The following is a 16,795-nucleotide window of genomic DNA, read 5'->3' as shown; positions in this document are numbered from 1 at the left end:
GGCGTTATGGGGATCTATATCCCGTTCATCCGGTTGTCAGCCCCTCAGTGACCTGCGGTACAGGAAGAAGACGCGCTCGATCCGGGCACCCGCGCTGCCCGAGTAGAACGGGACCGGCCCGACCCAGCCGATCTGCGCCGCCGACACGCCCGCCGCCCGTTGGTCGCGCAGGCAGCGGCGCAGCAGCACCCCGCCGATCCCCGAGCCCTCCGCCGCCGGGGCGGTGCCCATCGGGCCGAACCAGCTCGGCCGCGACGAGCCGTACGCGGCGAAGCCGAGCACCTCGCCGTCGCGCTCGGCCAGGTGGCAACCGGCTCCCTCCCGGCCCACCGAGCCGGCCAGCTCGGCGTCCCAGGCCCCGCCGAAGGTGGCGCGCGCGAACTCCACCAGGACCGGCAGGTCGTCCGCCCCGGCGCGGCGGACCGTGACGCCCTGTCCGGCCAGCCGCTCCTCCGCCGGTTCCGTCGGGCGCAGCGCGGGCGAGTCGTCGTACGACAGGTCGGCGGTCATGTTCCACGCCGTGCGGTCCTGCCGGTAGCCGAGCGCCAGCGCGGCGCAGATCGCCGGGGTGTAGCGCACGTCGATGCCGGGCCAGGCGTAGTGCGGCGGGTTGCCGGCGAGCAGCACCTCCACCGTGCCCAGTTCGGCGAAGCGCGCCTCGGCGACCGCCAGCAGGGCCCTCCCGACACCCTTTCGCCGCTCCTGCGGTGCCACCGCGACCAGGTCGACGTGACCACGGGCGTCGCCGTCGCCGGCGGCGAGGGAACCGACGAGCACGCCGACGAGCCGCCCCTCCCGGTGCGCGCCCCACGCGAACACCGGGCGGTGGTCGGCGGCCCGCACCCAGAGGGTGTCCACGACGGCCGGCGCCTCGGCCGCGTCCTCCGGCAGGTCAAGTGCCCGCCCGCAGAGCTCCACCACGGCGGGCAGCCGGTCGGGCCCCAGCTCGACGATCTTCAGGTCCATGGACGCCGACCCTAGGTCACCGGAGCGCTGCTGTTAAGGAGAGCCCCTGTTGACGGCCCGGGAAGCGTCCCCGTTGGCGCCGCCCGGCCGGCGGTCCGCCGTGGCGTGCCGCGCCCCGTCCGGTCGCCTCAACCGGCCGGCTCGGGTTTCGGTTCCGGCTCCGGGTCGGGCTCGGGAAGGGTCGGCGCGTCGGTGGGGTAGAGGCCGGCGACGAACCCGTACACCTGGTCGCCGGACCGGGGGATCTGGGCGAAGCGGCGGGTCAGCGCCTGCACCTCGGCCCAGAACGCGCGTACCTCCTCGATCGGGATGCGGGCGTGGACGAGGGTGCAGCGCAGTTCGTCGGCGGCGTGGGCCGCGGCGGACTCGGCGACGGCCTCCGCGAGCCCGTTGACGGCGGTCGCGACCTGTCTGTCCTCGGGGCGGCTGAGTGCGCCGATGTAGAGCGTGCGGGCGACCCGGCCGTAGTACCGCTCGTCGATCGCCCGCACCCGCCGGGTCCGCACCACCTTGAGCAGGCCGGCGTCGACGAGCGCGGTCACGTGGTAGGCGACGCTGCTCTTCGGCCGGTCGACCGCCCGGGCCAGCTCGGTCACCGTGGCGGCCCGCTCCAGGAGCAGCTCCAGGAGGGTGGCGCGCAGGGGATCGGCCAGCGCGCGAAGTTGCGCGGGCGCGGTGACCACGAGCATCTCGTCGAGGTCGTAGTCCGGGATCCGCTCATTGCTCGACATTTCTCGACCGTTCTAGAATCATGGATCATTCGATCGTTGTCGTCTGTTGACAGGAGTGTAGAGATGGCCGACGTGGTCCTGTTCCACCATCTGCGTGGGGTCACCGACGGGCTGCGCGGGTTCGCCGAACAGTTGCGGTCGGGCGGGCACACCGTGCACACCCCCGACCTGTTCGACGGTGAACGCCCGGCGACCCTCGACGAGGGCTTCGCGCTCACGAAACGCATCGGGAGCGAGGTGCTCCGCGAACGCGCCGACCGGGCCGTGGCCGAGCTGCCCGACGGTCTGGTCTACGCGGGCTTCTCCTGGGGTGCCGCCACCGCCCAGCGGCTCGCCCAGACCCGGCCCGGCACCCGTGGCGCGCTGCTCTACGAGTCCTGCCTGCCCGTCACCGGCGAATGGGCCGTCGGCCCCTGGCCCGCCGGGGTTCCGGTGCAGATCCACGGCATGGACGCCGACCCGTTCTTCGCCCTGGAGGGCGACATCGAAGCCGCCCGCGAGCTGGTCGGCATCGCCGGGCCCGACCTCGGCGAGCTGTTCGTCTACCCGGGCGACCAGCACCTGTTCACCGACAGCACGCTGCCGTCGTACGACGCGGAGGCGACCGCACTGGTGCTGCGGCGCTCGCAGGAGTTCCTCGACCGGCTGCGGTGAACCGGCGCCCCGCCCCTCACCCCCGTGCCGCCCGCACCGCCGCGTACGCGTCGACCAGGCCGGCGCCGGTGATGTTCCGGTCGCCGCCGCAGGTCTGCGTCGACGACGCGTACGTGGCCACGGCCGGGGTCGCGGTGTCCCGCAGGATCTGCCGGGTGCGGGGCAGGTCGCCGACCAGCGCCGGATTGGCCGACCACATCAGCGCCACCACGCCGGCCACCTGCGGGGTCGCCATCGACGTGCCGCTCAGGGTGGCGTACCCGCCGCCCGGCATCGCCGAGAGCACCTCGTCGCCCGGCGCGACCAGGTCCGGCTTGGCCGCGCCCGGCACCGGGCCCCGCGACGAGAACAGGGTGACCTTGCGCTGCCGGTCCACGGCGCCCACGGTCAGCACGTCCGCGTACGGGGCGGGCGGGTCGTCGATCGAGCCGCAGTAGGGCCCCGTGTTGCCGGCCGCGGCCACGACCAGGATGCCGGCGGCGTCCAGGGCCGCGGTGGCCGGCCGGAGCACCCCCGGGTCGCAGCCCTCGATCGACGGGCAGCCCCACGAGTTGGTGAGCACGTCCGGGGCGCGCGCGGGGCGCCCGTCGGTGAACGGGTCCCCGCCCGGCGGGAAGGGCGCCAGCATGAACTGGAGGCAGTCCAGGTAGTAGGCGGGGTTGCCGAGGTTGCGGTCCAGGTTCACGCAGCCGACCCAGCGGGCGCCCGGGGCCACCCCGATGCCGCCCCGCCCCACGGCGCTGCCCGCCGTGTGGGTGCCGTGCCCGCCCTGGTCGGTGGGTGCCCGGGTGCCGTTCCAGGGGTCGTGCCACGAGTCGTCGCCGCCCCGGAAGCCGCCCGCCAGCGCGGGGTGCCCGCCGTCCACGCCCGAGTCGGAACTGCCCAGCACGATCCCGGAGCCGTCCACCCCGAGCTGGGACCAGACCCGGTCCGCGCCGAGCATCCGGACGTTCCACTCCGGTCCGGCCGGCGCGGGCGCGGTGCCGCGACTGCGGCCGGCCGGCGCGGGCAGCGGTCGCACCCGCTGGCTGACCAGCACCCGGGCCACCTCCGGCCGGCGCGACAGCCAGGCCCGTACCGCCGGCCCGCCCTCGACCTCGACCGCGTTCACCAGGTAGTAGGGGGTGTGGTCGAGCCGCAGCCGGCGCAGGTCGCGGCGCAGGTCGGCCTGGGTCCGCTCGGCGGTCGTGACGAGCCGCCGGTGGACCTCGCCGATCCGGGCGTCCCGGCCGTCCCGGCCGGTCGTCGCCGGCACGCCCGCGAGATCGGCCTGCTCGCGCAGCACCACGAACAGCCGCTCGCCGTGCAGGCCGGGCTGGCCCGCCCCGACGGCCACCACCCCGACCGCGACGAGCAGCACGCCGACGGTCACCCCGGCGACCCGCCGGCTCGGCCGCCGGCCCCGGGTCAGCAGCACGCCGTACGCCACGGCGAGGACGGCCGCGACCGCGAGCCCCGCGCCGGCTGCCGCCGCCACCCAGAACGGCACGTCGCGGGTGCCGGCCAGGACGAGGGTGATCTCCTCCGGGTCGGTGAGGGCCAGCGGGCCGAGTACGCCGAGCCCGACCAGCCAGCGGACCGCGGGCCGCACGGCGGCCTCCGCCCCACCGGCGGCGGCGCCCGGCGCCGGGTCGACCGGGCTGGCGGGCCGGTGGTAGCGGGTGGCGGCCGGCGGCCGGGCCGCCACGTGCAGGGCCGCCAGCGCGAAGCCGGCCGGAGGCAGCGTCAGCAGCAGGGGCAGTTGGGCGCCGGACTGCCCGACCCCGGCGGCGAGCAGCAGCAGCGCGACCCCGGCGACCAGCCCACCGACCAGCACCGACGGGGCCGGCCGGGGCGGCTCGCCGACGGCGAAGCGGGACCAGAAGGCGCCGCCGAGAAGCTCCCCGGCCAGCACGCCGACCGCGGCGGCCGCGACCCCGGCGAGCACCGTCTCCAGCAGCCCGCCGAGCGCCCCCACCCAGACCCAGGGCAGCAGCAGCGCCAGCCCGCCGGCCGCCCCGAGCAGCGTGGCGGCCGGCGCGGACGCCCCGGGCGTCGCGGGCATGGTGACGGCCGGCGCGGACGCCCCGGGCGGTGCCGATGCCCCGGGCGGCCTGGCGGCCGCGCGGCGGCCCAGCGTCCGCAGGACGAAGGCGGCCAGGCCGGCCGTGGCGGCGAGCGCGGCGAGGTACGCCTCGTGGTGCACCGGCGGGATCGTCCGGAGCAGCCCCAGCGCGGCGAGCACGAGCGCCGCCGCCAGCCAGGCCCGGCCGGCGGCACGGACCGTCGCCGAGCGCGGCAGCAGGGCGAGCGACAGCGCGGGGGCGCCGACCAGCAGCACGGTGAACAGCACCGTCGCCGGCCAGAGCCAGACCACCCGGTCCAGCCCGGAGGCCAGCACGACCTGGTCGGCCAGCCACCCGCCGCTCTGGCCCACGACGACGACCCCGACGGTCCAGCAGCCGGTGACCACCGCCGCCACCACCGGCCAGGGGCTCGACCGGCCCGGCGCGGCCGCCGGGTGCGGGACGGGCTGACCGGCGGGAAACGGGGGGTCGACCTCCATCCTGCGACAGTACGGCGCGGACGGGCCGTGCCGCCCGGTGGCGGCGACGGTTACCGTGGACGGGTGCGTGACCCCAACGTGTCCCGAACGACGGCCGGCCAACTCTCCCCCGAGCGCCGGGCCGCCGACCTGCGCCGCCTGCGCGCCGAACGCTTCGACGTGCTGGTCATCGGCGGTGGCGCGACCGGGGCGGGCGCCGCCCTGGACGCCGCCTCGCGGGGGCTGAAGGTGGCTCTGGTGGAGGCGCGCGACTACGCCGCCGGCACCTCCAGCCGCTCCAGCAAGCTCATCCACGGGGGCCTGCGCTACCTGGAGCAGTTGGAGTTCCACCTGGTGCACGAGGCGCTCACCGAGCGCGGGCTGCTCGCCACCCGGCTGGCCCCGCACCTGGTCCGGCCGGTGCCCATCCTGGTGCCGCTGCCCGACGGGCGGGGCGTGCGCGGCCTGCCGGCCCGGGTGTTGCGCCGCTCGTACTACGGCGCCGGCGTGGCGGCGTACGACGCCTTCGCCGGGGTCTTCGGCGGTGGGCGCGGCATGCCGCTGCACCGGCACCTGACCCGCGAGGGCGCCCGCCGCGTCTTCCCGAGCCTGCGGGCCGACGCGGTGGCCGGCGCGATCCGCTACTACGACGGGCAGGTCGACGACGCGCGGCTGGTGGTGACGCTGGCCCGCACGGCGGCCAGCCTCGGCGCGACCGTGGTGAACAGCACCCGGGCGGTCGGGCTCATCCGGCAGGCCCGCGAGGTCACCGGCGTCCGGGTCCGCGACCTGGAGGCGCCCGCCGGCTCCCCGGACGCCGAGTTCGAGGTACGCGCCCGCACCGTCATCGCCGCCACCGGCGTGTGGAGCGACGACATGTCGCGGATGCTGAACGACGTGGGGCTGCGCCCCGGCATCCGCGTCCGGGCCTCCAAGGGCGTGCACCTGGTGGTGCCCCGCTCGGCGATCACCGGCGAGGCCGGGCTGATCCTGCGTACGGCCACCAGCGTGCTCTTCGTCATCCCGTGGGGCGGGCACTGGATCATCGGCACCACCGACACCGACTGGCGCCTGGACCGGTCCCACCCGGCGGCCTCCGCGCGGGACATCGAATACCTGCTGGAGCAGGTCAACACGGTGCTCGACCGGCCGCTCACGACGGCCGACATCGAGGGGGTCTACGCCGGGCTGCGCCCGCTGCTGGCCGGCGAGGCCGACTCCACCTCCAAGCTGTCCCGCGAGCACGCCGTCTTCGAGCCGATGCTCGGTCTGCTGCTGGTCGCCGGCGGGAAGTACACGACGTACCGGGTGATGGCCTCCGACGTGGTCGACCGGGCCGCCCACCGGCTCGGTGCCGTACGCCCCACCCGCACCGCCGACCTGCCGCTGCTCGGCGCCGACGGCTTCCCGGCGATGTGGCGGGACCGGGCGGACCTGGCCCGCCGGCACGGGGTGCCGGTCGGGGTCATCGAGCACCTGCTGGAGCGCTACGGCACCCTCACCCGCGACCTGCTCGCGCTGATCGACGCGGACCCGCTGCTCGCCTCCCCGCTGGCCGGCGCCCCGGAATACCTCGCCGCCGAGGTGACGTACGCGGCCCGCGCCGAGGGGGCGCTGCACCTGGAGGACGTGCTCACCCGGCGTACCCGGATCTCCTTCGAGACGACGCACCGGGGCCTGGAGTCGGCGGGCCACGCGGCCGAGCTGATGGGCGCGGTGCTCGGCTGGGACGGGGCGACCCGGGCCCGCGAGGTGGAGCACTACCGGGCCCGGGTGGAGGCAGAACGCCAGTCCCAGCTGATGCCCGACGACGCCACCGCCGACGCCGCCCGGCTCGGTGCGCCCGACGTGCGGGGCTTCGCGGCCGACCGGGGCGCCGACGACGACCAGGCCGAACTGCCGTCCTCGTCGCGCTGACCGGCCGGGCCCCGGTCACCCCCTACCTTCACCGCCCGGACCCCGGTCAGCGGTTACGGCCTCCACCTGCGGTGGGATAGGTTCCGGCGCGTGCCCTCCGCTTCCCGGTCGCGTGCGGTACGCGTGCCCGTCGCCGCCCTGCTGGTCGCCGCCCTCGCCGGCTGCTCGCTGCCCGGAAACGCCGACGACGGCCCCGCGCCGGGGCCGGCCGGCACCGGGGCGTCGCGATCGGGGCCCGGCGGCGCGGCGACCGCCGGGAAGGGCGAGGTCAGCCTCCTCCAGCGGGTCGGCACGAACGGCCCGCTGCGCACGCTCAACGTGGCACCGGACGGCAGGTGGGAGTGCGTCGACTGCGCCGGCGACGGCGTGACGTCGACCGGCGTCCTCGGCCCGGAGCACGTCACCCGGCTCCAGGGACTGCTCGCCGACCCGGGGCTGGCGAAGGAGACCGACCAGGTCCGGCGCTACCAGGTCACCTGCATCGACGCGCTCACCTCCAGCCTGGTCACCTCGGTCGGCCTGGTCACGTCGCAGGACTGCCCGGGGGAGGAGCACCCGCCGATCGCCCACGAGATCCTGCTCCTGCTCACCCAGGCCACCCCGGCCGAGCCGACCGCCTGACGCCCGGGCCCGCCGGTCCGGCGGGTCGGCCGTCCGTGCCGTCAGAGGACCTTGCCGGGGTTGAGCAGGCCGGCCGGGTCCAGGGCGGCCTTGATCGCCTGGTGCACCCGTACGCCCACCGGGCCGATCTCCCGGGCCAGCCAGTCCCGCTTGAGCAGGCCCACGCCGTGCTCGCCGGTGCAGGTGCCGCCCAGGTCCAGGCCGAGGCGCATGATCTCGTCGAACGCGCGCCGGCCGCGTTCGAGGCTCGCCGGGTCGGCCCGGTCCACCACGATGTTCGGGTGCATGTTGCCGTCGCCGGCGTGGCCGACCACGCCGATCGGCACGTCGCACTCCACCGCGATCCGGGCCACCCCGTCGAGCAGCGCGGCCAGGGCGCCCCGGGGCACCGCCACGTCGTCGATGACCAGGCCGCCGTTGCCACCCGGGTACGTCTGGGCCGCGAACCTCTCCATCGCCGGGTGGGCGAGCCGGCGGGCCTGCAACAGGGCCGCCGCCTCCACGGCGTCGGTGGCCGCGTAGACCTCGTCGGCGCCGGCCGCCTCGCAGACCGCGGCCAGCCCGGCCAGGTCGTCGGCCGCGCGGGAACCGGTGTCGGCGGCGGCCAGCAGCAGCGCCTGCGCGTCCGTGCGCAGCCCCATCGGACGGTACGCCTCGATCGCCCGCAGGTGCGTCCGGTCGAGCAACTCCAGCAGGCTGGGCGAGAGTCCCCGGGCGGCGATCTCGGCAACGGCCGCGCCGGCGGCGGCCGTGGACGGGAAGACCGCCACCATCGTCAGCGACTCCGCCGGGGCGGGCCGCAGCGCCACGGTCACCTCGGTGATCACGCCGAGGGTGCCCTCGGAGCCGACGAAGAGCCGGGTGAGGTCGTAGCCGGCCACGCCCTTGGCGGTACGCCGGCCGGTGCGCAGCACCTCGCCGGAGGCGAGCACCACCTCCAGGCCCAGCACGTACTCGGTGGTGACCCCGTACTTGACGCAGCACATGCCGCCGGCGTTGGTGGCGACGTTCCCACCGATCGTCGACGACTCCCAGGAACCGGGGTCGGGCGGGTACCACAGCCCCTGCTTCGCCACGGCGGCGGCGAGCGTCGCGTTGACGACGCCGGGCTGCACCACGGCGATCCGGCTCACCGGGTCGATCTCCAGGACGGCGTCCATGGCGACGGTGCTCAGCACCATCGCGCCGTCGACGGCGTTGGCCGCGCCGGCCAGCCCGGTGCGCGCCCCCTGCGGCACCACCGGTACGCCGTGCCGCGCGGCGGCCCGTACCGCGGCGGCCACCTGCGCGGTGCTGCGCGGACGGACCACGACCAGGGGCGTGCCGGCGGCGCAGAGGTCGGCCTCGTCCCGCTCGTGTGTGCGCAGCAGGTCCGGGTCGGTCAGCACGGCGTCGTCGCCGAGCGCCGCCCGCAGGTCGTCGAGGAGAGGGGATCCGGCCATGCCGCCGAGGCTACGACCGGTCCCGGGCGATCACCAACCGCTCCCCGGCGCGGGTAGCTTGGCCGACATGCTCTACCTGGACCGGCCCGCCTGGCCGTGGCGGGGGCGGCTCTGGTCCCACCTGATCAGCGACGTCTCGCCCGCCGAGCTGCACGTCTTCGCCGAGACGCTGGGCGTGTCCCGGCGGGGGTTCGACCGGGACCACTACGACATCCCCGCCGAACGGTTCGCCATGGCGGTCTGGCTGGGCGCGCGGGTGGTGCCGAGCCGGGAGCTGGTGCGCCTGCTGCGTCAGGCCGGCCTGCGCCGCCCCAAGCACCTGGCCCGCCCGCGCCCCGAACCGCCCGCCACCCGTCCCCGCCCCGAACCGCCCGCCACCCGCTCGCCCGGCGACGCCGCGCTTCCCGCCCTGCGCCCGCGCTGACCCGCCGCTGCCGTTCTCTGCCGGTGGTGACCCGCCGCTACCGCCCCCGTCGGCGACCGTCCGACCGCCCCGGCGACGGAGAGATCAGGGCAGGGACAGGGCGGCCAGCTCGCGGGTCAGGTTGGCGCGGGCCGGCGACTCCCAGCGCCGCGCCAGCGGCGGCAGCCGGAACAGCGTCGGCAGGGCGAGCAGCCCGGCCAGCACCCGGGCCCGGCCCGCCCGGAAGGCCGGCTCGGGCACGTGCGCGTACTCCCGGCGGATCGCCGCGGCGTAGTGGTCGTACGCCTCGGGGGGCGCGGCCAGGATCGCGAGGTCGGCGTCGCAGAGCAGCGATCCGTCGGCGTCGCCCGGGTCCACGGCGTGCCCGGCGGTGAGCAGCACCAGCCGGCGTACCTCCGCCACGGCGTCGGCCGGCAGGCCCGCCCGCGCGAGCAGCGTGCCGGCGAGCGCCGCGCTGTCGCGCTCGTTGGCGTCGCCCCCGGCGTGCGGATCATAGACGGCGTCGTGGCACCAGGCAGCGAGACGCACCAGGTCCGGCCGCCCGGCGGCCGGCGCGTACGCGTCGACGACGTCGAGGACGGCCGTCAGGTGGCGGGTGTCGTGGTGGTGCCGGTGCGGCTCCCGCCAGCGAACCAGCAGGTCCGCGCCGATCTGGGTCAGCTCGGCGGTGTCGGCGGCCCCGGCTCCCCGGGCCGCCGCCCGCCACCGGTCGAGAAGGTCGGCCACCCGGTCGAGTCTGCCGTACCGCCGTCGGCGCCGAGGATTCACCCGGCGCGGCACGGGTAGTCCCCGCCATGGCCGTGGCCCGGGACCGTCGACCCTCAGTGGCGCGACGTGCCGCCCTGGGCGACCGGGGCAAGGATCTCGACACGGCCCGGGTCTCCCAGGCCCTGCGGACCCTGCGGCACCGTGGCAAGGCCACGCTGCACGACCGCCTGCACCGGCTGCGGATGGCGATGGGCCTCGCCGTGCAGGCCGGCCTCGCCGCCGGGCTGTCCTGGCTGGCGGCGCACGAGCTGCTCGGCAACCCGCAGCCGGTCTTCGCGCCGATCTCCGCGGTCGGCACCCTCGCCGCCTCGGTCGGCCAGCGGTTCCGCCGCACGGTGGAGCTGATCGTCGGGGTGGCGATCGGGGTCGCCGTCGGCGACCTCATCATCTACTTCGTCGGCACCGGCCCGTGGCAGCTCGGCGTGGTGGTCACCCTGGCCATCATGCTGACCGTCTTCGCCGGCGCCAGCGTGGCCATCGTCATCCAGGCGGCGGCCACGGCGGTGCTGATCGTCACGCTCACCCCGTCGACCCAGGACCTGGAGATCCCCCGGTTCATCGACGCGTTCGTCGGCGGTGGGGTCGCGCTGCTGGTCACCGCGATCCTGCTGCCGCTCAACCCGCTCCGGGTCATCAACCGGGCCGCCCGGCCGGCCCTGGACCTGCTCGCCGCCCAGCTCGACGCCACCGCGGACGCCCTGCGGGACCGGGACCAGGCCAAGGCCCAGCGGGCCCTGGACCGGCTCCGCGACAACCAGGAGGAGCTGTCCGCCTTCACCGAGGCCATCGACGGGGCGAAGGAGACCGCCATGCTCTCGCCGGTCCGCTGGCACCGGCGCGACGAGCTCACCCACTACGCCGAGGCGGCCGGCCCGGTCGACCGGGCGATGCGCAACGCCGGCACGCTGACCCGCCGCGCGGTCACCCTGATCGAGGACGAGGAGCCGATCCCGGAGACGATGCCGGACGCGGTGGCCCACCTCGCCGAGTCGGTACGCCTGCTCAAGCACGAGTTCGCCGTCGGCGAGGAGCCGGAGCAGGCGCGGGAGCGGGCGCTGCGCGCGGTCAGCGAGGCCGGCCGGGCGTACGCCGAGGGGGTCGGCTTCTCCGGCAGCGTGGTGGTCGCGCAGGTGCGCACCACCGCCAGCGACATCATGGTGGCCTCCGGCCTCACGCAGGAGGAGGCCAACCGTGGCGTCCGGCAGTCCTTCGGCGACCAGGACGGGCCACGCGGTCAGGGGAAGCCCGACGACGCCCCGAAGCCGCCCGCCGCCCCGCCGCTCGGCTGACCCGTACGCCCCGTGGGCCCGCTCAGGCCCGCAGGGCGCGGGCGAGGCGGCGGACGGCCTCGTCCATCAGCTCGGGTCCGGCGGCGGCGTAGGTGAGGCGCAGGTGCGCCGCCGGGGGCTCGGCGGCGTACCAGGGGCGGCCGGGAAAGACGATGACGCCCTCGGCGGCCGCGGCGGCGGCCAGCGCCACGTCGTCGGTGCCCTCGGGCAGGCGGACCCAGAGGTGCATGCCGCCGCGCGGGACCGGCTGCCGGGCGAGTTCCGGCAGGTGCCGGCGGAGCGCGGCCAGCAATGCCTCGCGGCGGGCCCGCAGGGCGGTGCGCAGGGCGCGGCGGTGCCGCGTCCAGGCCGGGGCGGTGACGAACTCGAGCGTGGCCTGTTGCAGCGGGCCGGCGACGAAGAAGTCGTCGAGCAGCCGGGCCGCCCGCAGCCGGGCGCCGGCCGGGCCCCGGGCGCCGATCGCCGCGACGCGCAACCCGGGGGCGGCCGACTTGGTCAGCGAGCGCAGGTAGACGACGTGCCCGTCGGGGTCGTCGGCGGCCAGCGGCGGCGGGGCCTGGCCGTCGATGGTGAGGTCGCGGGCGTAGTCGTCCTCGATCAGGAACGCCCCGGCGTCGCGTACGGCCTCGGCGACCCGGGCCCGGCGGTGCCCCGCCAGGGTCGCGCCGTGCGGGTTGGCGTGCAGCGGCTGGCAGTAGAACAGCCGGGCGCCCGTACGGGCGAACGCGGCGGCGAGCTGGTCGGGCCGTACGCCGTCGGCGTCGGCGGGCACGGGCACCACCCGCAGGCCGGCGGCCCGGGCGGCGGCGAGCGCGCCCAGGTAGGTCGGCGACTCGACGAGCAGGGTGTCGCCGGGCGCGGCGAGCGCCCGCAGCGCGGACGACAGCGCGGCCTGCCCGCCCGGGCAGATCACCATGTCCTCGGCGCGCAGCCCGGCCCCGGCCTCGCGGGCGAACCAGGCGCGCAGGTCCTCGCGTCCCTCGGCCGGCCCCCGCTGCCAGGACGCGGGCTGCCGGGCGGCGCGGGTGAGCGCGGCACCGAGCGCGGCGGCGGGTTGGAGTTCCGCGTCGAGGTAGCCGCCCGACAGCGGGATCGCTCCTGCGGGCGGTAACGCCAGTAGCGCCTGCATCTCGTCCTCGCCCGGCCGGCGGGGGCCGAGCGCCACGGTCTGCCACGACAGGTCGGGCACCCGCCACTCGCGCGGCGGGGCGGCCACGAAGGTTCCCCTGCCGGACCGGGTCTCGATCAATCCCTCGGCCACGAGCTGCCGGATGGCCTCGGCGACGGTGACCGGTGAGGCGTGGTGGCGGGCGGTCAGCTCGCGCACCGAGGGCAGCCGCGTGCCGGGCTCGGCGACGGCGACGAGCCCGCGCAGATCTTGGCTGACACGTCCGACTGCGTTACCGTCATTCATGAACGACAAGAGTAGCGCTACTGTCCGGAACGCGGTAACGGCGGACCGGACGGTCGGTCTCGCCCTCGGCGCGCTGGGCGTACTCGCCTTCAGCATGTCGCTGCCCGCCACCCGCGTCGTCGTGCAGCAGCTCGACCCGTGGTTCGTCGCCTTCGGCCGGGCCGTCGGCGCGGGGCTGCTGGCGGTGGCGTACCTGCGATTCACCGCCGCCCCGCGCCCCACCCGCGCCCAGTGGCGGCGGCTGACCGTCGTCGCCCTCGGCGTCGTCGTCGGCTTCCCGCTGTTCACCTCGCTGGCGCTCATCACCCAGACCTCCGCGCACGGCGCGGTCGTCATCACCGTGCTGCCCGCCATGACGGCCGTGTTCGCCGTGCTGCGGGCCGGTGAGCGACCGCCGGCACTGTTCTGGGTCGCGAGCGCCGGCGGGCTGCTGGCGGTGCTCGCCTTCCTCGGCGCCAGCGGTGCGGTGCGCGGTGCGCTCGCCCCGCCCGACCTGTTCCTGCTCGCGGCGGTCGTGCTGTGCGGCCTGGGATACGCCGAGGGCGGCGCGCTGGCCCGGGAACTGGGTGGCGCCCGGACGATCTGCTGGGCGTTGCTGCTCTCCCTGCCGGTCACCGTGCCGGTCACGGTCGTCGCCGCCGTGGCCGCCCCACCGCACGCCGACGCCGTCACCTGGTCCGCGTTCGGATACCTCACCGCGGTCTCCATGTTCCTGGGCTTCTTCGCCTGGTACGCGGGCCTGGCCCGGGGCGGCGTCGCGCAGGTCGGCCAGATCCAGCTCGCGCAGCCGGTGCTCACCCTGCTCTGGTCGGCGCTGCTGCTGGGCGAGGCCGTCACCCCCGCCTCGATCGCGGCGGCGCTGGCGGTGCTGGCGTGCGTCGTGCTGATCCAGCGCACCCGCGGCCGCACGCCGGCACCCGTGGCGAAGCAGGCCTGACGGCTCCGCGCCGCCCCGCCCGCCGACCTCGCGCGCCCGCCGGCCCGCCGCTGCGGGCACAGTGGGCTCCCGGGCCGGCAGGGTCGCCTCCCGGGCCCGTCAGGCCAGCGCGGCGAGGGCGGCGAGCAGCCGGTCCACGTGCCCGGTCGTGCTGCCCAGTCCGATGCTGGCCCGCAGGGCGGTCGGCGGCAGGTCCCGCCGGCCGCTGCGGGCGGCCGCCTCGTCGAGCAGCCGCCGGGCCAGCGGGTGGGCGCAGAAGAGGCCGTCGCGCACCCCGATGTCGTACGTCGCGGCCAGCTCCGCCGCCACCTGTGCCGAGTCCCGGCCGGCCACCACGAACGACACGATGCCCACCCGGGGCGCCGCCGGCCCGAACGTGCGCAGCTCCACCACGTGCGGCAGGGCCGCGACGCCCTCGCGCAGCCGGGTCAGCAGGGCCTGCTCGGCGTCGTGCAGGGCGACCCGGTCGGCGTCGGCCAGGGCGGCGCAGACCGCCGCCAGGGCGACCGCGCCGAGCAGGTTCGGGGTGCCCGCCTCGTGCCGGGCCGGGCCGGTCGCCCACCGTACGTCGTGGGTGGCGGCCCCGACGTGGCTGGTGGCGCCCCCGCCGGCCAGGTACGGCGGTGCGGCGTCCAGCCAGTCCGCCCGCCCGACGAGGACCCCCGCGCCGAAGGGCGCGTACAGCTTGTGGCCGGAGAGCGCGAGGTAGTCGACGTCGAGGTCGGCGACGTCGACCGGCGCGTGCGGGGCGAGCTGCGCGGCGTCCACCGCGATCCGGGCCCCGTGTCGCCGCGCCACCCGGGCCAGCTCGGCCACCGGCCAGCGCTCGCCGGTCACGTTGCTGGCGGCGGTCACCGCCACCAGCACGGGCGGCCCGTGCTCGGCGCCGGGGCGGGCGGGCCGGTGGCCGGCGGCGTCCGGCCTGCGCAGCTCGCCGAGCGCGGCGTCGAGCGCGCGTACCGCCCCGGCGGGCTCCGCGGGCACCGGCAGCCGCACCGAGCCACGCGGCCAGGGCAGCAGGTTGGCGTGGTGCTCCCCGCCGAAGGTCACCACCGTCGTGCCGGCGGGCAGCGCCCGGGCCAGCAGGTTCAGCGCGTCCGTGGTGTTGCGGGTGAAGACCACGTGGTCGCCGGCGCGGGCGCCGAGGAAGTCGCCGACCGTCTGCCGGGCGCGCTCGTAGGCGAGGGTGCAGCGCCGCGACAGCGCCCCGGCGCCGCGGTGCACGCTGGCGTACCAGGGCAGCAGTTCGGCCACCGCGTCGGCCGCGGCCCGCGCGCACGGCGCGGTGGCCGCGTAGTCGAGGTTCACCTGCCCGGGTACGCCGAGCACGTCGAGCGGGCCGGCGACGGCGGGCGGCTGCGGCGCGGGCGGGGGTACGAGGGTGACGGTCACGGCCGACCTCCGGGGTCCAGGACCCCGGGTGGGCGCACACGGGCGGGGTCCGCGCTTGCCCGGCGCGCGGATCGGGCCGGGCCCGGTCATCACCCGGGGCACCCCACCGCGAACTCGACGAGGGTTGCCGGCCAGCAAGCCGGGGCTTGACGCTGGCGCTCGTGACCTGCCGGCAGCATAGCCGGGTCGATGCGACCGGACCAGCCGGCCCGGGATGGCTACGCTGACCGCATGGCCGACACCCCGCCCGGCGCGTCCCTGCCGTCGCCGACCGCGCCCGCCGTTCCGCCGCCCGGCGGGGCCGGGCCCCGGATGCCGCTGCGTCGGCTGGGGTGGCGTCGGGCCCTGGTGCTGGCCGGCACCGTCCTGTTCATCGCGGCGTGCGCGCTGTTCATGGTCTTCACGCTGGGGGAGAACCTCGGCGTCGAGGCGCTGTTGATCGGCGTGGTCGCCGCGATCCTCCCGGTGCCGGTGCTGGTGGGTTGTTTCCTCTGGCTGGACCGCTACGAGCCAGAACCCCTCAAGTACCTGATCTTCTGCTTCGCCTGGGGCGCGTTCGTCTCCACTGCGGCCTCGCTGACCGTCAACGAGTTCTCCGCCGGGCTGTTCGAGGACTGGGGGTTGCCCACCGCGCTGACCGCGGTGCTGGTGGCGCCGTTCATCGAGGAGCTGACCAAGGCCCTCGGGCCGATCCTGCTGCTGATCTTCCGCCGTCGCGAGATCTCCGGGATCACCGACGCCCTGGTCTACTGCGGGCTCTCCGCGGTCGGGTTCGCCATGGTGGAGAACATCCTCTACCTGGGCGGCTACGGCTACGCCAGCGGCGTGGAGCGGTACGGGCCGGCGACCGGCACCCAGCAGGTCATCGCCATCTTCATCGTCCGGATCCTGCTCTTCGGCTTCGCCCACCCGCTCTTCACCTCGATGACCGGGGTGGGGCTGGGCATCGCCGCGCGCGCCGCCGACCGGTGGGTGCGGGTGCTCGCCCCGCTCGCCGGCCTGCTCCTGGCGATGATGCTGCACGGGCTGTGGAACCTGCTGCCGACGCTCACCCAGGCCACCGGCGAGACGCTGATCATGCTGTACGGCTTCATCGGCGTGATGGTGCCGGTCTTCTTCGGCATGGTCGGGCTCGCCGTGTGGCTACGGGCCTGGGAGGGGCGGCTCACCGAGCGGACCCTGCCGGACTACGTCCGGGCGGGCTGGCTCACCCCGCCGGAGGTGGCGGCGCTGAGCAGCCTGGGACGGCGGCACGCGGCCCGGGTGTGGGCCAAGCGGGTGGCCGGCGACGGCGGGCTGAAGGCGATGCGCGGCTACCAGTTCGCGGCTACCCGGCTGGCGCTGCTGCGCGACGGCGCGCTACGCGGCCTGGACCGGCGCCCGGCCGACCGGGAGCGGACCGCGCGGGAGGAACGGGAACTGCTGGAGGCGATCGGCGCGTACCGGTCGTTCTTCGTGGGCCGGGACCCGCAGGTGCCGGTGGGGATCTGGGACGGGCAGCGCTACCACCTGCGCTTCCCGGACGGCACGCAGCGTTCGGTCGAGGCGCCGGACGAGCCCGTCGTGCCGATCCCGGTGGTGCTCGTCGCGTCTCCCCCGCCGCCCCCGGCCGGCTGGTACGGCCCGCCCGGCTGGTACGGCCAGCGCCCGCCGGCGCCGTGGCCCCCCGGCCACCACTGACGCGGACGCCCGGGGCCCCCGGACCCGCTACCGGGG

Annotated in this window: 14 protein-coding genes and 1 riboswitch; of the genes, 7 read left to right on the top strand and 7 right to left on the bottom strand. The window is 76.7% G+C overall.

Annotation, left to right across the window (positions count from 1 at the left end; genetic code table 11):
* Positions 1–36: 36 nt before the first annotated feature.
* Positions 37–966, bottom strand: coding sequence for a GNAT family N-acetyltransferase (locus tag AC5L34_RS03315; RefSeq protein WP_494823766.1), 930 nt, complete (start codon positions 964–966; stop codon positions 37–39).
* 128 nt (positions 967–1,094) lie between these two features.
* Positions 1,095–1,697: a helix-turn-helix domain-containing protein gene (locus AC5L34_RS03310; RefSeq protein WP_441176163.1), complete on the bottom strand. Its 603-nt coding sequence runs from the start codon at positions 1,695–1,697 to the stop codon at positions 1,095–1,097.
* A gap of 63 nt (positions 1,698–1,760) precedes the next feature.
* On the opposite strand from AC5L34_RS03310, the gene AC5L34_RS03305 reads away from it, so the two are divergent.
* Positions 1,761–2,351: a dienelactone hydrolase family protein gene (locus tag AC5L34_RS03305; RefSeq protein ID WP_494823765.1), complete on the top strand. Its 591-nt coding sequence runs from the start codon at positions 1,761–1,763 to the stop codon at positions 2,349–2,351.
* A gap of 16 nt (positions 2,352–2,367) precedes the next feature.
* Here AC5L34_RS03305 and AC5L34_RS03300 read toward each other — a convergent pair whose 3' ends face one another.
* A complete protein-coding gene (locus tag AC5L34_RS03300; RefSeq protein ID WP_494823764.1) occupies positions 2,368–4,896 on the bottom strand; it encodes a S8 family serine peptidase in 2,529 nt (842 codons plus the stop codon).
* 78 nt (positions 4,897–4,974) lie between these two features.
* On the opposite strand from AC5L34_RS03300, the gene AC5L34_RS03295 reads away from it, so the two are divergent.
* Both AC5L34_RS03295 and AC5L34_RS03290 read left to right on the top strand, forming a co-directional pair.
* Positions 4,975–6,792 carry a glycerol-3-phosphate dehydrogenase/oxidase gene (locus tag AC5L34_RS03295; RefSeq protein ID WP_494823814.1) on the top strand — a complete coding sequence of 606 codons (1,818 nt, stop codon included), beginning with the start codon at positions 4,975–4,977 and terminating at the stop codon, positions 6,790–6,792.
* A 90-nt stretch (positions 6,793–6,882) separates the two neighbouring features.
* A complete protein-coding gene (locus AC5L34_RS03290) occupies positions 6,883–7,413 on the top strand; it encodes a hypothetical protein (RefSeq protein ID WP_441176160.1) in 531 nt (176 codons plus the stop codon).
* Positions 7,414–7,454: 41 nt separating this feature from the next.
* Here the strand turns inward: AC5L34_RS03290 and AC5L34_RS03285 are convergent, their stop codons facing one another.
* Positions 7,455–8,855 carry an FAD-binding oxidoreductase gene (locus AC5L34_RS03285; protein WP_441176159.1) on the bottom strand — a complete coding sequence of 467 codons (1,401 nt, stop codon included), beginning with the start codon at positions 8,853–8,855 and terminating at the stop codon, positions 7,455–7,457.
* Between the two features lie 67 nt (positions 8,856–8,922).
* Between AC5L34_RS03285 and AC5L34_RS03280 the strand changes: the two genes are divergently transcribed.
* Positions 8,923–9,279 carry a DUF4031 domain-containing protein gene (locus AC5L34_RS03280; RefSeq protein ID WP_494823763.1) on the top strand — a complete coding sequence of 119 codons (357 nt, stop codon included), beginning with the start codon at positions 8,923–8,925 and terminating at the stop codon, positions 9,277–9,279.
* 84 nt (positions 9,280–9,363) lie between these two features.
* Here the strand turns inward: AC5L34_RS03280 and AC5L34_RS03275 are convergent, their stop codons facing one another.
* The gene (locus AC5L34_RS03275; protein ID WP_494823762.1) at positions 9,364–10,005 is read right to left on the bottom strand and encodes an HD domain-containing protein; all 642 of its coding nucleotides are present in this window, start codon (positions 10,003–10,005) and stop codon (positions 9,364–9,366) included.
* Between the two features lie 74 nt (positions 10,006–10,079).
* On the opposite strand from AC5L34_RS03275, the gene AC5L34_RS03270 reads away from it, so the two are divergent.
* Positions 10,080–11,336, top strand: coding sequence for an FUSC family protein (locus tag AC5L34_RS03270; protein ID WP_494823813.1), 1,257 nt, complete (start codon positions 10,080–10,082; stop codon positions 11,334–11,336).
* A 22-nt stretch (positions 11,337–11,358) separates the two neighbouring features.
* Here AC5L34_RS03270 and AC5L34_RS03265 read toward each other — a convergent pair whose 3' ends face one another.
* Positions 11,359–12,750: an aminotransferase-like domain-containing protein gene (locus AC5L34_RS03265; RefSeq protein WP_494823761.1), complete on the bottom strand. Its 1,392-nt coding sequence runs from the start codon at positions 12,748–12,750 to the stop codon at positions 11,359–11,361.
* On the opposite strand from AC5L34_RS03265, the gene AC5L34_RS03260 reads away from it, so the two are divergent.
* Positions 12,749–13,687 (top strand): DMT family transporter, encoded by a 939-nt coding sequence (locus tag AC5L34_RS03260; RefSeq protein WP_494823760.1) that lies wholly within the window; start codon positions 12,749–12,751, stop codon positions 13,685–13,687. The two genes, AC5L34_RS03265 and AC5L34_RS03260, sit on opposite strands and share 2 nt — an antisense overlap.
* 99 nt (positions 13,688–13,786) lie before the next feature.
* Here AC5L34_RS03260 and AC5L34_RS03255 read toward each other — a convergent pair whose 3' ends face one another.
* Entirely contained in the window at positions 13,787–15,079 is a 1,293-nt protein-coding gene (locus AC5L34_RS03255) for an aminotransferase class V-fold PLP-dependent enzyme (protein ID WP_494823759.1), read from the bottom strand.
* 46 nt (positions 15,080–15,125) lie between these two features.
* Positions 15,126–15,246: riboswitch (SAM riboswitch) on the bottom strand.
* Between the two features lie 22 nt (positions 15,247–15,268).
* On the opposite strand from AC5L34_RS03255, the gene AC5L34_RS03250 reads away from it, so the two are divergent.
* Positions 15,269–16,759, top strand: coding sequence for a PrsW family intramembrane metalloprotease (locus AC5L34_RS03250; protein WP_494823758.1), 1,491 nt, complete (start codon positions 15,269–15,271; stop codon positions 16,757–16,759).
* Positions 16,760–16,795 lie beyond the last annotated feature (36 nt).

The organism is Micromonospora sp. ZG13 (assembly GCF_059359355.1).
Note: the sequence above shows the minus strand (reverse complement) of the source record. Positions and strands in the feature narration are given on the sequence as shown.